This window comes from Methylobacterium marchantiae (genome assembly GCF_042679825.1).
In the GTDB taxonomy this organism is placed as follows: domain Bacteria; phylum Pseudomonadota; class Alphaproteobacteria; order Rhizobiales; family Beijerinckiaceae; genus Methylobacterium; species Methylobacterium marchantiae.
On sequence record NZ_JBHTND010000021.1, the window covers coordinates 12,328 to 27,103 of the forward strand.

Consider the following 14,776-nt stretch of genomic DNA (forward strand, 5'->3'; position numbering starts at 1 on the left):
GCTCGTCGACGATACCGCCCCGCGCGCCGTCAGGCTCGCGGGGTTTTTCGTGCACAGTTCCCGCAGGACACGGCGTGGAGGACGGCGGCGTCGAGATTGGATTTCTGCGACCGGTTTGCAGGCCGAAGACGTACGCCGACTATCCGAACAAAAATCGTTCTGGCGGTTTATCGGCGATTAACCAAGTTCACGCTGAATGGGATCGATCAAAGTTGATGGTTCCCTAAACGGCAAATCCGATCTGTGCGGTTCTCTCGAAGCTCTTCCGGAGTTCGAGCGAGGCCTCATGACGGCCGCGCGGGCAGGGCACGCGTATCCGAGTACAGCCCGCATGATCGACGATGCGCCCTCCTATCGCCGCCGCTCCCACCGTCGCCGCCCGCGCAGCCGAGTCCTGCTGAAGACCGCCATCGTCGCGCTGTTCGTCGCGACATTTCCGCGGCTGACCGGATTGGAGGCACCGGTTCCCGCCGCCCTGCCCCAGCTCGCGAGCCGACCTGCAGCGCCCGAGGCTCCCGCTTCCGCCGCAACCGGCACCTATGCCTGGATGCTCGACCCCTCCCCCGCCATGGGCGCGCGGACGCCGGAATGGAGCGCTGCCGCTTCTGAGCCGATGCGGGTCGCGGCATTCGAGCCGGCGACCGCGCCGTCTACCCCCGCAGCGGTCGGAATCGTCTCGACCGATCCCGCTCCCACAACGACGCCCTTCCGGCAGACCGCCCGCCTCGTTCAGCCGATGCCCGCACCGGTGCCGCGCCCGCTCGACCTGAAGCCCTTGTCCCGCCAAGAGCCTCGCCTCGCCCTGCGCCGGCCTTCGTCGCGGACGGTTGTCGCTGCCCGGCAGAACGCCGAGGCCGAGCGCTCGTTCTTCGAGACGGTGTTCGGCCGCCGGACTCCGGACCAGACTCCCGCCCTCGCCTATGCATCCGCCGATACGGATGCCATCGACTCGTCCCAGCGGCGCGTTCTCGATCGCGTGCCCTCCAATGCCGGCGGCGGGACCGCGATCTACGACATCAGCGCGAGCACGGTGACGCTGCCGAGCGGCGAGCTGCTGGAGGCCCATTCCGGCCTCGGCCAGCACATGGACAACCCTCGCCTCGTCCACGTCCGGATGCGTGGCGCGACCCCGCCCGGCACCTACGATCTCACCGAGCGCGAAGCCCTGTTCCACGGCGTGCGGGCCTTGCGACTCACCCCCCAGGGCGGCAGCGCCGCGATCCACGGCCGCGACGGAATCCTGGCCCATACCTACATGCTCGGCCCGAGCGGCGCCTCGAACGGCTGCGTGGTGTTCAGGGATTACAATCGCTTCCTGCAGGCCTACCTGCGCGGCGAGGTGAGGCGCCTGGTGGTGGTGGCCGGCTACAAGGGCGATGCGCCGGCCTCGCTCACGGCGAAGCTGTTCGGCCGCTGATCGTCTCCTGGCCTGCGTCGGGCCGCCATCGCCCGGCAGGATTCGGCGCTCCGACGGCATTCGTCGATACGGGCCGTCATGTCCCGTGACGTCATCCTCCGCTTCCTTCGTTGAGGCCATGCAGGACGGTGCATCGGGCGAAATTCCCTCCGGAGGATCACGCCGCTGTCAGGGATGGATCGAGAGTCGCGCTCGGAATGACGCGCCCATGGTGTCGCTCCGATTCGCCCTGGACATCACAGGTTTCGACGCTCAAAAAATCGCATAGGTTCCAGACCTTAATGCAAAGTCCGAAAATAACTTATGTTCCATACGGTGATTATCACAGATGATTAGCTTGTGTTGATCGGCCCCGATCGATTTATGATAAGCTCAAGCTAAGTTTTGCTTGAGGCGATGCGCTCAGCATTCGGGAACTCATGGACTCGGCCGGTGTTTTCGCTTGGAGCCCTCGGCGAAAGGGTTCGGCCCCGCTGCCCTGGTGCGTCACGCGCTTCTGGGGATCGTCCTGGCATTTCGGTTTCGAGAGCGCGCGATGAAAGCATTGTGCTGGCACGGCAAGGGTGACATCCGCTGCGATACGGTACCCGATCCCCGGATCGAGGATGCGCGCGACGTCATCATCAAGGTCACGTCCTGCGCCATCTGTGGTTCGGATCTCCATCTCATGGACGGCCAGATGCCGACCATGGAGAGTGGTGACGTTCTCGGTCACGAGTTCATGGGCGAGGTGGTCGAGGTCGGCCAGGGTTTCACGAAGTTCAAGAAGGGCGACCGGATCGTCGTGCCCTTCAACATCAATTGCGGCGAGTGCCGTCAGTGCAAGCTCGGCAACTGGTCCGTCTGCCAGCGCTCGAACCGCAACGCCGAGATGGCGGCCGCGCAGTTCGGCTACACGACGGCGGGTCTGTTCGGGTATTCGCACCTCACCGGTGGCTACGGTGGCGGGCAGGCGGAATACGTGCGCGTCCCGATGGCCGACGTGGCACCGATGCTGGCACCCGAAGGCGTCGACGACGAGTCGCTCCTGTTCCTCACCGACATCCTGCCCACCGGCTGGCAGGGTGCCGAGCATTGCGAGGTCGAGGGCGGCGAGATCATCGCGGTCTGGGGCGCCGGCCCGGTGGGGCTGTTCGCGATTCAATCCGCCAAGATCATGGGCGCCGAGCGCATCATCGCCATCGACACGGTGCCCGAGCGCCTCGCCCTCGCCCGCACATACGGCGCCACCGACATCATCGATTTCATGCAAGAGGACGTGTTCGAGCGGATCAAGGAGATCAGCAAGGGCGAAGGTGCCGACGGGGTGATCGACTGCGTCGGCATGGAGGCCAGCGCCGGGCACGGCGTCGCCAGCCTCGTCAACACGATCCAGGAGAAGCTCACCTCGACCCAGCGCCCCTACGCCCTCATGGAGGCGATCAAGGCCGTCCGTCCCTGCGGGATCGTCTCGGTGCCCGGCGTCTATGGCGGCCCGATCCCGGTGAACATGGGATCGATCGTACAGAAGGGCCTGACCCTGAAGAGCGGCCAGACCCACGTGAAGCGCTATCTCGAGACGCTGACGAGGCTGATCCAGGAGGGCAAGATCGACATGACCTCCATGATCACCCATCGCTCCACCGACCTCGCCGACGGTCCGGAGCTCTACAAGACCTTCCGCGACAAGAAGGACGGCTGCGTGAAGGTGGTGTTCCACCCGAACTGACCAAGCCGACGAGGCGGATGTGGCCCGGGGCCATATCCGAACGACGGGTCCTTCCTGCTGCGCTAGCCGCGCGCGAGGGCAGCCTGGAACTCGGCCTCGGGCAGCAGTGCGCCACCGGTGGTCCAGACTACATGTGTCGCCTGCCCGGTTCCGGCCGCGGCGAGATAGGGTCGGACGGCGGCGAACCCCGCCGCCGCGGAGGGTTCGAGCCGCAGCCCCGGATCCGACCAGAGGCGCTTCATCCAGACGAACAGGTCGGCATCCGCCACGGTCACCACCGCCTCGATGAGGGAGCCTACGGTTTCCGCCACCAGCATCGAGGCGCCCGCGACCGCCAGCCCGTCCGCGGCGGTGCGGTTGTCGAGGCCGATCTCGTAGACGTCGACGGGGCGTGACAGGCCGGCGGCGAGTTGCACCAGCATGCAGGGCGAGGCCACCGGCTCCACGAAGATGCAGCGTAGCGCGTCGCCGAACAGCAGTTTCAGGCCGAAGGTGACGCCTCCGGGCGCACCGCCGACGCCGCAGGGCAGGAAGACGCAGAGCGGGTGCTCGGCATCGATTTGGATGCCGGCCGCTTCGATCTGGCGCCGCAGGTCGAAGGCCGCCGCCGCATAGCCGAGGAACAGGTCGACGGAGCTCTCGTCGTCGACGAAATGCGCGTCGGCCCGGCCCTCGAAAGCGACGCGCGCTGCGGCGACCGCGCTGCCGTAATCGCCCTGATGCTCGACCACGCGGGCGCCGAGGTCCCGCAGGCGCTGCTTCTTCCAGGCCTTGGCGTCGTGGGACATGTGGATTTCGACCGCGAAGCCCAGCGCCCGCGCCATCACGCCGACGCTGAAGCCGAGATTGCCGGTGCTGCCCACCGCCACGGTATGGGCACCGAACATCTCCCGCGCCTCCGCCCCGGCGAGACGGGTATAGGAATCCCCCGGCCGCAGCAGGCCCGTCTCCAGGCCGAGCCGCTCGGCATGGACCAGCACCTCGTAGACGCCGCCGCGCGCCTTGATGCAGCCCGTGACCGGCAGATCGTGATCGGCCTTGACCCAGACCGCACCGCCGTTCGGGCCGGAAATGGTCCGAGCGACCGCATCGGTCAGCGGTATCAGGGCAGAGTCGATGCGCCCGGTTTCGAGATCGTCGAAAAGGTGGCGCAGCAGCGGGTCGAAGCGGCGCCAGCGCGCCTCGGCCGCTTCCACATCGGCCAGGGACAAGGCGAGCGTCGGCAGGATCTCGGCGGCCGGCTCGATATGGGGATTGAGCCAGACGGTCGGCCGTCCCTCCCGGACGCCGGCGGGAATGGCGTCGAGGGAATTGGCGGGCGAGGTCTCTGAATCCGTGGTCTCGCTATCCATGCTCGGGCGCCCTTTCGTCTCTCGTGACCCGGATCGCCCGGACGATCGTGCGGCGCTCGATGGACCGATGGCGGAGCCGACCGCAAGGCCCCGTCGTCACAGATCCATCGGTGCGTTGTCGACGACTTCCTTCATGACGAAGAAGGTCCGTGTCTGGCGCACTCCCGGCAGCGCGATCAAGGTGTTGCTGTGGAGCCGGTTGAAATCCGCCATGTCGCGCACGCGGATCTTGAGGAAATAATCGAAATCGCCGGCGACCAGATGGCAGTCGAGCATGGTCGGCATCGCCTGGGCCGCGGCCTCGAAGGCGGCGAAGCTCTCCGGCGTCGAGCGGTCGAGCACGACCCCGACGATGACGAGGGAGCCCCGCCCGACCTTCTCCGGCGCGATCTGCGCATGGACGCCGCTGATATAGCCCTCGTCGAACAGGCGCTGCGTGCGGCGGTGGCAGGTGGCGGCACTCGTATTCACCCGCTTGGCGATCTCGGCATTGTTCATCCGCCCGTCGGCCTGGAGCAGACGCAGGATCTTCAGGTCGATCCGGTCGAGCGATGGCGACATGGAAGAAGCATTCAAATTCAAGCACATTTGCGGATGAGATGGGCGGATTTTCAGGAATAATGCAAGACAAGAGTGTTAAAATTCTCGGATATTCGAGAGCACCTTTCGCGCGTCGTTTGCTAGCGTTCGGTCCTCATCAGATCGAGGACGCCCTTTCCATGCTGTCGAAATTCGAGCGCTATCCCCTCACCTTCGGCCCGAGCCCGATCGAGAAGCTGTCGCGCCTGACCGCCCATCTCGGCGGCGATGTCGAGATCTATGCCAAGCGCGAGGACTGCAATTCCGGCCTCGCCTATGGCGGCAACAAGCTGCGCAAGCTCGAATACATCGTGCCCGATGCCATCGCGAGCGGAGCCGACACGCTGGTCTCCATCGGCGGCGTGCAGTCCAACCATACCCGCATGGTCGCGGCGGTGGCCGCCAAGATCGGGATGAAGTGCCGGCTGATCCAGGAAGCCTGGGTGCCGCACGAGGATGCGGTCTACGACCGGGTCGGCAACATCCTCTTGTCCCGCATCATGGGCGCCGAGACGCAGCTCGTGGATGACGGCTTCGACATCGGCATCCGCGAGAGCTGGAAGGCGGCCCTGGAGGATGTGAAGGCCAAGGGCGGGAAGCCCTACGCGATTCCCGCCGGCGCCTCGGTGCACAAGTTCGGCGGTCTCGGCTATGTGGGCTTCGCCGAGGAGGTCCGCGCGCAGGAGGCCGAGATGGGCGTGCATTTCGACTACATCGTCGTCTGCACCGTCACCGGCTCCACCCATGCGGGCATGGTGGTGGGCTTCGCCGCCGACGGGCGCGCCCGCAACGTCATCGGCATCGATGCGTCCTGCACCCCGGCCCAGACCAAGGCGCAGGTGCTCGACATCGCGCAGAAGACGGCCGCCCTCATCGGCGCCCCCGAGATCACCGCCGACGACGTCGTCCTCAACGAGGATTACGCCTACCCGGTCTACGGCGTGCCCTCGAAGGAGACGATCGAGGCGATCCGCCTCTCGGCGCGGCTGGAGGCCATGATTACCGACCCGGTCTACGAGGGGAAGTCGATGCAGGGCATGATCGATCTCACCCGCAAGGGCTTCTTCCCGAAGGGTTCGAAGGTGCTCTACGCCCATCTCGGCGGCGCACCGGCCCTGAACGGCTACAGCTACACCTTTCGGAACGGCTGAGCGGGGACGCTCACGCGCCGCCGGTCCCCACCGGCGGCAGGGCGGCCACGAGCTGGCGCAGGAACGCTTCGGCCGCGTGCGGCAGTTTTCGGTCCCGCATCAGCTGCACCTGGATGCCGCGCCGTAGGCTCGCCAGCGACTGGACCGGGATGCAGACCAGTTCGCCGAGCCGCACGGGTGTCTGCACCGAGAGGGCCGACATCAGCGCGATCCCCTTCGTCCGCCGCACGAACGGGAGGAGCGCGGTGAGGATGTTGGAGGTGAGCGTCGGCTCGATGAGGATGCCCTCCGCCCGGCAGGCCGCGTCGAACACGAGACGCGCCGTGGTGTCGAGGGGCGGCATCGCGATCGGATAGGCCTGTAGCTCGCCGATCCGGATCGAGGCCCTGCCGGCCAGCGGATGGTCGGGGGCTGCCAGCGCCACCATCTCGACCGTCGTGTCGTAGATCACGGTGACGAGGTTCGTCGGTGCCAGCGCGAAGGTGACGCCGATATCGGCGTCGCCCGCCGCCACCACCTGCGTCACCTGTGCCGGCGGCAGGACCCGGATCTCGAATCGGATGCCCGGGTAGCGCGCGTGGAATTCCGCGATGGCGTTCGGCAGTAGGTCGAGGGCGAACCCTTCCGCCGTGGCGATGCGGATGAAGCCGCGCGCCAACCCCTGCAGTTCCTGGATCTCGGCCGCCACCTGCTCGGCCCGCACCAGCGTCTGCCGCGCATGCTGGGCCAGAAGTTCCCCCGCTGGGCTCAGGACCATGCCGCGGGGACGGCGCTCGAACAGGACGCAATCGAGCTCCGCTTCGAGATTGGCGATCTGGCGGCTGATCGCAGAGGCCGCGACGTTCAACTGGGTCGATGCGGCGGCGATCGAACCCGTCCGGGCGACGGCGAGGAAGTAGCGCAGGCCGGACATCTGCATGGTCGGTCTCCCGAGCCCGAAACCGGGCGCCGCTATCATTGCCGAAACGGCACGGCAAACTTCGATAAATTCTACTTGTTGCGATGCAAAATGCACAACATCATGGCACGACGAAAAAAGCGGCAGTGCGGAGCGGGAATGTCCGTCGCGGTGCCGCTCAGCCGAAAGGGTGCAGATCATGGCGAGACAGGTTCCCGCGGCAGGCGTCGCGCTCGTTCTCCTGCTGACGACGTTCGTCGTGCCGGCCCTGGCCGGCAAGGCCGACGATACTCTGGTCTATGCCTCGGATACGGAGCCTGAGAACGTCAGCCCGTATCACAACAGCGCCCGAGAGGGCGTCATCCTGGCGCGCAACGTCTGGGACACGCTGCTCTACCGCGACCCGAAGACCGGCGCGTATCAGCCCATGCTGGCCACCGCCTGGAAATGGGTCGATCCGACCACCCTCGAACTGACCCTGCGCGAAGGGGTGACCTTCCATAACGGCGACGTGTTCGGTCCCGAGGACGTGGCCTTCACCTTCAACTACGTGCTGACGCCCGAGGCGCGCACGGTGACGAAGCAGAACGTCGACTGGATGAAGTCGACGGAAGTCGTGGACGCCAGGACGGTCCGCATCCACCTGAAGACCGCTTTTCCGGCGGCGCTCGAATACCTCGCCGGCCCGATGCCGATCTTCCCGGCCGCCTATTTCAGGAAGGTGGGCCTCGATGGTTTCGCCAAGGCCCCCATCGGCACCGGCCCCTACCGCATCGTCAGTGTCGATAACGGGCGCGGCGTGAAGATGGAGCGCAACGCCACGTACTGGCCGGGCAGCCCCATCGGCCAGCCGAAGATCGGCAAGCTCGAGTTCCGCGTCATCCCCGATGCCGACAGCCGCATGGCCGAGCTCGTCACCGGCGGCATCGACTGGATCTGGCGGGTGCCGAGCGATCAGGCCGACCAGTTGAATGCGGCCCCCAACGTCTCCGTGCTCAGTGCCGAGACCATGCGCGTCGGCTTCCTGCAATTCGACACTCTCGGTCGCGCCAGGGAGAACTCGCCCCTCAAGGATCCCCGCGTCCGCCAGGCGATCTCCTACGCCATCGACCGCAAGGCGATGGTCGACAATCTGGTTCGCGGCGGAAGCCGCGTCATGAACTCCGCCTGCTTCATCGATCAGTTCGGCTGCACCGACGAGGGCGTGCCGCGCTACGCCTACGACCCGGCCAAGGCCAAGGCGCTGCTCAAGGAAGCCGGCTACCCCAACGGGTTCGAGATCGATCTCGGCGCCTATCGCGAGCGCGACTATGCGGAAGCCGTGATCGGCTACCTGCGCGCGGTGGGGATCACCGCCCGGCTCAACTACCTGCGCTACGCGGCCCTGCGCGACATGATCCGCGGCGGCAAGGTCTCCATCGCCTTCCAGACCTGGGGCTCGTTCTCGGTGCTCGACGTCTCCGCCTTCACCGGCGTCTATCTCAAGGGCGGCGACGAAGACCTGACCAAGGATCCCGAGACCATCGCCGCCCTGCAGGCGGGCGACGGCGCCACCGATCCCGCTATGCGCAAGGTGAAGTACGCCGAGGCGCTCAAGCGCATCGCGGCCCAGGCCTACATCCTGCCGATGTTCTCCTACTCCACCAACTACGCCTTCACCTCCGACCTCGCCTTCACGGCACAGCCCGACGAGCTGCCGCGCTTCTACGCGGCGAGCTGGAAGTAAGGGTTCCAAAGGCGCCGGCTCTGTCAGCAGACCGCGTCCCTCTCCCCCTCGTGGGGAGAGGTTGGGAGTGGGGGTGGTTGGGCGACCCTCACTCGGCTGAGGCTGGCGGAGCGACCCCCACCTCCAACTCCTCCCCACAAGGGGAGGAGGGCCGCGTCGCGACTGGCCCAACCGAACGAGGACTACGGCCCATGCTCAGGTTCATGATCCAACGAAGTCTGGTGGCGGTCGCGGTCGCCGTGACGGTGTCGGTGGCGAGTTTCCTGCTGCTGCACCTCTCCGGCGATCTCGCCACCGCCATCGCGGGTCCCGAGGCGACCTCCACCCAGATCGAGGCGATCCGGATCCAGTACGGGCTGAACCAGCCGCTCCTGGCCCAGTTCACCGCCTGGGCGTGGAAGGCCCTGCATCTCGATTTCGGAAATTCGTTCTACTTCCGGGAAAGTGTGGTCGACCTGCTGGCCTCCCGCATGCCGATCACCCTGTTCCTCGGCGTGGTGGCTCTCGCCGTCGCTCTCTTTGTGGCGATTCCCCTCGGCGTGCTCGCGGCGGTGAAGCGCGACACCTGGATCGACCGGCTCGCCCTGTCGGTCTCGGTGCTGGGCCAGGCGATGCCGAGCTTCTGGTTCGGCCTGACCCTGATCATGGTCTTCTCGGTCAACCTGCGCTGGCTGCCGGTGTCGGGCAATACGACCTGGAAGCACTTCGTGCTGCCGGCCGTCGCGCTCGGCTACTACGCCATGCCCGCCGTGATGCGGCTCACCCGCAACGGCATGTTGGAGGTGCTGGCCTCGGACTACGTCCGCACCGCCCGTGCCAAGGGCCTGCCTCCGCGAAAAATCCTGATCCGGCATGCGCTCCGCAACGCCGTGATCCCGGTGATCGCGCTGGCCGCCGTGCAGTTCGGCTTCATGCTCGGCGGCTCCATCGTGATCGAGGCGGTGTTCTCGCTCCAGGGGCTCGGCCAGCTCGCCTGGGAATCCATCGCTCGCAACGACTTCCCCGTGGTGCAGGCGATCGTGCTGGTCCTGGCGATGATCTACATCGCCCTGACGTTGGCCGCCGACCTCCTCAACGCCTTCCTCGATCCCCGGCTGCGCCAATGACCCTCCAGCCATCCGCATCCCCGCTCAGTGCCGGACTGCCCGAGACGCCGGTGACCGTGCCGGCCGAACCGCAGGCGCCCCTCCCGGCCGCCCGCTCGCCCACCGCCCTCGCCCTCCGGCGCGGCCTCCACCATGGCGGCTTCATGATCGGGGCCGTGATCCTCGGAGTGATCGTCCTCGCCGCTCTGGCCGCTCCCCTGATCGCGCCGCACGATCCCTATGCCCAGGATGTCTCGCGCCGTCTGATCCCGCCGATCTGGAACGCGAAGGGCAGCTGGGACCACGTGCTCGGCACCGACAAGCTCGGGCGCGACTATCTCAGCCGTCTGATCTACGGCAGCCAGATCTCGCTGCTCATCGGGATCGCGGCGGCCTGCATCTCCGGCCTGATCGGCACCGTGCTCGGCATCTGCGCCGGCTATTTCGGCGGCAAGGTCGATGCGCTCGTGAGCTACGTCGTGACTACGCGCCTCGCCATGCCGGTGGTGCTGGTGGCGTTCGCCATGGCCTCCCTGGTCGGCGGCTCGCTGAAGGTCGTGGTGCTCGTGCTGGGGCTGCTGCTGTGGGATCGCTTCGCCGTGGTCACGCGGGCCGCGACCCGGCAGATCCGCGATCAGGACTTCGTCGCGGCGGCCCGGGCCGCCGGCTTCTCGAATGCGCGGATCCTCTTCCAGGAAATCCTGCCCAACATCTTCAACGCCCTCATCGTCGTGGCGACGCTGGAGATGGCGCACGCGATCCTGCTGGAGGCGGCCCTGTCGTTCCTCGGTCTCGGCGTCCAGCCGCCCCTGCCCTCCTGGGGGCTGATGATCGCCGAGGGCAAGCCGTACATGTTCTTCCAGCCCTGGGTCATCACCATCCCGGGTGTCGCGCTCCTCGTCCTCGTGCTGGCCATCAACCTCCTGGGCGACGGCCTGCGGGACGTCACGGCCCCGGAGGGGCGGCGCTAGGCGCCTCGTTCGCGCCCGCATTTTCCGAAGACCAGAGTCCCCTGTCCGGGCCCTCGCGCCGCGCGCGGCCCTGCCAACCAACCCGAGCGGATCCATGTCCCGACACGATGCCATCGCCCTGGCGACCCGCCATTACGACGAGGGCGGTTTCCTCGCCGCCCTGCAGGATGCCGTCGGACGGCGGACCGAGAGCCAGACCGAGAGCCAGGTCCCGCAGCTCCACGCCTATCTCGGCGATTTCCTCGTGCCCGCGATCGCGCCGCTGGGCTTCACGAGCAGCATCCTCGACAATCCCGACGGCGAGCACGGCCCCTTCCTCATCGCCGAGCGGCACGAGGGCGCCGACCTTCCCACCGTGCTGATCTACGGCCACGGCGACACCGTGCGCGGCTATCCCGAACAATGGCGCGCCGGCCTCGACCCGTGGACGATCGTCGTCGAGGGCGACCGCTGGTACGGCCGCGGTACCGCCGACAACAAGGGCCAGCACGTCATCAATCTCGGCGCGCTCGAGGCTGTGATGACGGCGAAGGGTGGTCGCCTCGGCTTCAACACCAGGCTCCTCATCGAGATGGGCGAGGAATCCGGTTCGCCGGGCCTGCGCGATCTCTGCCGGTCGGAAGCCGGGGCGCTCGCCGCCGACGTCCTCATCGCCTCGGACGGGCCACGGGTGAGCGCGGAGCGCCCCACGATCTTCCTCGGCTCGCGCGGCGGCTACACGTTCGAGCTCGTCGTGAACCTGCGCGAGGGCAGCCACCATTCCGGCAATTGGGGTGGCCTCCTGCGCAACCCCGGCACGGTGCTCGCCAACGCCATCGCGACCCTGGTGGACGGGCGCGGCAAGATCCTTCTCGATGCCCTGCGGCCGCCCGCGATCCCCGAGGGTGTACGGCAGGCGCTCGCCGACATCGCCGTGGGCACCGACCCCACCGCGCCGAAGATCGATGAGGATTGGGGCGAGCCCGGCCTATCCGCTGCCGAGCGCGTGTTCGGCTGGAACACCCTGGAAGTCCTCGCCTTCAAGACCGGCGACCCGGACGGTCCGCTCAACGCCGTGCCGCCCCACGCCAAGGCGACGCTGCAATTGCGCTTCGTCGTCGGCACCGATTGGGAAGGCCTGATCCCGGCCGTCCGCGCCCATCTCGACGCTCACGGTTTCCCGATGGTCGAGGTCCGTGCCGCCCGCTCCGAAGTGTTCCGCGCCACCCGGCTTCCCGTCGAGGATGCCTGGGTCGGCTGGGCGCTCGCCTCGATCGAGGCCAGCACCGGCAAGCGCCCGGCTTTGCTGCCCAATCTCGGCGGTTCGCTGCCCAACGACGCCTTCTCCGAGATCCTCGGCCTGCCGACCCTGTGGGTGCCGCATTCCTACCCGGCCTGCCTCCAGCACGGGCCGGACGAGCACCTGCTCGGTCCGATGAGCCGCGAGGCGCTGGCCCTGATGGCCGGCCTGTTCTGGGACCTGGGCGAGACCGGTCCCGCCATCGTGGCGGCACGCAACGCGACACGGGAGACCCGACCATGAGCGAGCCCGTCATCCGCATCCGCAACCTCACCCTGGCGCTGCCGAAGGGCGCGGACCGGCCCAACGCGGTGGAGGACCTCTCCCTCGACCTGATGCCGGGCAAGATTCTCTGCGTGGTCGGCGAATCGGGCTCCGGCAAGTCGATGAGCGCCTACGCCCTCACCGGTCTGCTCCCGCGCGCCCTGACGCCGATGGGCGGGCGCATCGAGTTCGAGGGTCGCGACCTCCTCGCTCTCGGCGAGCGCGACTGGCGGAGCCTGCGCGGGCGCCGCATCGCCATGGTGTTCCAGGAGCCGATGACGGCGCTCAACCCGGTGATGCGCATCGGCGACCAGATCGCCGAGATGTTCGAGGCACACGGTCTCCTCACCAAGCCCGAGCGGAAGGCCAAGGCCATCGCGCTCGCCGCCGAGGTCGGCCTGCCCGATCCGGCGCAGATCGTGCGCGCCTACCCGCACCAGCTCTCGGGCGGCCAGCGCCAGCGTGCGATGATCGCCATGGCCCTCGCCCTCGAACCCTCGATCCTGGTCGCGGACGAGCCGACCACGGCCCTCGACGTCACCACCCAGGCGCAGATCCTGAAACTGATCCGCGATTTGCAGCGGCGCCGGGGCATGAGCGTCCTGTTCATCACCCACGATTTCGGGGTCGTGGCCGACATCGCCGACCATGTGGCGGTGCTCCAGCGCGGCAAGCTGGTGGAATCGGGCTCTGCCGCCGATGTCCTGCGGAACCCGCAGCATCCCTATACCAAGGCCCTCCTTGCGGCGGTGCCGAGCATCGTGCCCCCGGAGCGCGAATCACGGGAGGGCGCGCCCATCGCCCTCTCGGCCATCGGCTTGACGAAAACCTACACCTCGCGCCGGGGCCTGTTCGGGCCGCCGCGCATCGTCCACGCGGTCAAGGAGGTGGCGTTCGACGTCCGTCGCGGCGAGACCCTGGGGTTGGTGGGTGAATCGGGCTCGGGCAAATCCACCACGGCGCGCCTGGCGATCCGGCTGATCGATCCCGACCGGGGCACAATCCGCCTCGGCGCGCTGGATTACACCGCGCTCGGAGGGAACCGCCTGCGCAGCGAACGCAAGCGCATCCAGATGATCTTCCAGGACCCCTTTGCATCTCTCAACCCACGCCGGACGGTGGAGCAGATCATCATCGCCGGGCCGATCGCCCATGGCATTCCGGCGCGCGAGGCGCGTGCACGGGCGCGGGAACTCCTCGACCTCGTGGGTCTCTCGCCGAGCGCCGCCGAGCGCTATCCCAACGCCTTCTCGGGTGGCCAGCGCCAGCGCATCGGCATCGCCCGGGCGCTCGCCATGGAGCCCGACGTGCTGGTCGCCGACGAGGCGGTCTCGGCGCTCGACGTCTCGGTGCAGGCGCAGGTACTCGACCTTCTCGAGGATCTGAAGCAGCGCCTCAACCTCGCGATGCTGTTCATCACGCACGACCTGCGCGTCGCGGCCAAGATCTGCGACCGGATCGCGGTGATGCATCGCGGCGAGATCGTGGAGCAGCGGCGGACCGCCGACCTGTTCCGCCAGCCCGAGCATCCCTATACCCGCGATCTTCTGTCGGCCGTCCCCGGCCTGCAGAGGGACGTGGCCTGCAGAGAGACTTGGCCTGAAGGACCGGCACCGGCCGGTTTTTATTTCCGCCAGGCGTCGATCCAGGAACTGACAGGCTCAACCACATAGGAGAGGAGCGAGGAGGCCCAGCCCCTCGCCTTGGCCCCGATCGATTGCTTGCCCCGCCGCCGGGCTTCCGCCTCGGCGGCCTGGGCCACCAGCATCGCCGAGACGTACTCGTTCTCAAGAGGCTTGCATTCGGCCAAAGCCGCCTTCTGCGCGGCATGGGTCGCCATGCCGGCGGGCTGTCCAGAGAAGGCCTGCCGCACGCATTTGTGCCACCGGCGTTCGAGGAAATCGAGATCGCCCGAAGCCGCCGATGCCTCCTGTGCCGCCGCGGCATGTCCGCATGACACGACGCCGAGGGAAGCCGCGGCACTCGCCATCAGGGCACCGGCGAGGAAAGCGGGAGGCCTCGCCTGTCTAACGGGCACCGGCCCGGGTCTCGTCGAGCACGGCTTCGACCGCGGCGATCGCATTCTCCAGCTCCGCGATGCGGCGCAGGGTGCTGTCGGCCGGCATCGTGTCGTGTTCCGCGGCCTCCAGGATCAGGGCGCGCTGGCGGGCTTTGAGACGGTCCAGGAGAGATTCGAGCTTAGGCATGCGCTGGACTTAAACGGGCCTTACCCGATCGACAACAAGTGTTTGCATCGAAAACACCGGGATGTTGCGCAAAACATCCCTCAAACTCAAGGAGAGATGTCCAGGGTCAAGATCGGATCGCGGCTCCGATCTGTCTTCT

The 14,776-nt window shown here is 67.4% G+C and carries 13 protein-coding genes; 8 read left to right on the forward strand and 5 right to left on the reverse strand.

Features of this window, described 5'->3' with window-relative positions:
- Positions 1 to 331 precede the first annotated feature (331 nt).
- Both ACFQ4G_RS15250 and ACFQ4G_RS15255 read left to right on the forward strand, forming a co-directional pair.
- Complete coding sequence (locus ACFQ4G_RS15250) at positions 332 to 1,417, forward strand: tlde1 domain-containing protein (RefSeq protein WP_238205630.1); 1,086 nt, start codon at positions 332 to 334, stop codon at positions 1,415 to 1,417.
- A 535-nt stretch (positions 1,418 to 1,952) separates the two neighbouring features.
- Positions 1,953 to 3,125 (forward strand): zinc-dependent alcohol dehydrogenase, encoded by a 1,173-nt coding sequence (locus tag ACFQ4G_RS15255; RefSeq protein WP_238205631.1) that lies wholly within the window; start codon positions 1,953 to 1,955, stop codon positions 3,123 to 3,125.
- Between the two features lie 62 nt (positions 3,126 to 3,187).
- Here the strand turns inward: ACFQ4G_RS15255 and ACFQ4G_RS15260 are convergent, their stop codons facing one another.
- Together ACFQ4G_RS15260 and ACFQ4G_RS15265 are read right to left on the reverse strand one after the other, a co-directional pair.
- On the reverse strand, positions 3,188 to 4,477 hold the full coding sequence (locus ACFQ4G_RS15260) for a D-serine ammonia-lyase (protein WP_238205633.1): 1,290 nt from the start codon (positions 4,475 to 4,477) through the stop codon (positions 3,188 to 3,190).
- A gap of 96 nt (positions 4,478 to 4,573) precedes the next feature.
- Entirely contained in the window at positions 4,574 to 5,038 is a 465-nt protein-coding gene (locus tag ACFQ4G_RS15265) for an Lrp/AsnC family transcriptional regulator (RefSeq protein ID WP_238205636.1), read from the reverse strand.
- A gap of 158 nt (positions 5,039 to 5,196) precedes the next feature.
- On the opposite strand from ACFQ4G_RS15265, the gene ACFQ4G_RS15270 reads away from it, so the two are divergent.
- Entirely contained in the window at positions 5,197 to 6,207 is a 1,011-nt protein-coding gene (locus ACFQ4G_RS15270; RefSeq protein WP_238205638.1) for a 1-aminocyclopropane-1-carboxylate deaminase, read from the forward strand.
- 10 nt (positions 6,208 to 6,217) lie between these two features.
- Here the strand turns inward: ACFQ4G_RS15270 and ACFQ4G_RS15275 are convergent, their stop codons facing one another.
- The gene (locus ACFQ4G_RS15275; RefSeq protein WP_238205640.1) at positions 6,218 to 7,126 is read right to left on the reverse strand and encodes a LysR family transcriptional regulator; all 909 of its coding nucleotides are present in this window, start codon (positions 7,124 to 7,126) and stop codon (positions 6,218 to 6,220) included.
- Positions 7,127 to 7,304: 178 nt separating this feature from the next.
- Here ACFQ4G_RS15275 and ACFQ4G_RS15280 point away from each other — a divergent pair, with 178 nt between their 5' ends.
- From ACFQ4G_RS15280 to ACFQ4G_RS15300, 5 genes are all read left to right on the forward strand, one after another.
- A complete protein-coding gene (locus ACFQ4G_RS15280) occupies positions 7,305 to 8,831 on the forward strand; it encodes an ABC transporter substrate-binding protein (RefSeq protein ID WP_238205642.1) in 1,527 nt (508 codons plus the stop codon).
- A gap of 191 nt (positions 8,832 to 9,022) precedes the next feature.
- On the forward strand, positions 9,023 to 9,937 hold the full coding sequence (locus tag ACFQ4G_RS15285) for an ABC transporter permease (RefSeq protein WP_238205644.1): 915 nt from the start codon (positions 9,023 to 9,025) through the stop codon (positions 9,935 to 9,937).
- A complete protein-coding gene (locus tag ACFQ4G_RS15290; RefSeq protein WP_238205645.1) occupies positions 9,934 to 10,887 on the forward strand; it encodes an ABC transporter permease in 954 nt (317 codons plus the stop codon). Before ACFQ4G_RS15285 ends, ACFQ4G_RS15290 begins: the two co-directional genes overlap by 4 nt.
- Before the next feature lie 94 nt (positions 10,888 to 10,981).
- Positions 10,982 to 12,409 carry a M20 family metallopeptidase gene (locus ACFQ4G_RS15295; RefSeq protein ID WP_238205647.1) on the forward strand — a complete coding sequence of 476 codons (1,428 nt, stop codon included), beginning with the start codon at positions 10,982 to 10,984 and terminating at the stop codon, positions 12,407 to 12,409.
- A complete protein-coding gene (locus ACFQ4G_RS15300; protein WP_238205649.1) occupies positions 12,406 to 14,103 on the forward strand; it encodes an ABC transporter ATP-binding protein in 1,698 nt (565 codons plus the stop codon). Before ACFQ4G_RS15295 ends, ACFQ4G_RS15300 begins: the two co-directional genes overlap by 4 nt.
- Here the strand turns inward: ACFQ4G_RS15300 and ACFQ4G_RS15305 are convergent.
- Both ACFQ4G_RS15305 and ACFQ4G_RS15310 read right to left on the reverse strand, forming a co-directional pair.
- Positions 14,055 to 14,468 carry a hypothetical protein gene (locus tag ACFQ4G_RS15305; RefSeq protein WP_238205651.1) on the reverse strand — a complete coding sequence of 138 codons (414 nt, stop codon included), beginning with the start codon at positions 14,466 to 14,468 and terminating at the stop codon, positions 14,055 to 14,057. The two genes, ACFQ4G_RS15300 and ACFQ4G_RS15305, sit on opposite strands and share 49 nt — an antisense overlap.
- Positions 14,458 to 14,637, reverse strand: coding sequence for a hypothetical protein (locus tag ACFQ4G_RS15310; RefSeq protein ID WP_238205653.1), 180 nt, complete (start codon positions 14,635 to 14,637; stop codon positions 14,458 to 14,460). The genes ACFQ4G_RS15305 and ACFQ4G_RS15310 overlap by 11 nt, the downstream gene beginning before the upstream one ends.
- Between the last annotated feature and the right edge of the window lie 139 nt (positions 14,638 to 14,776).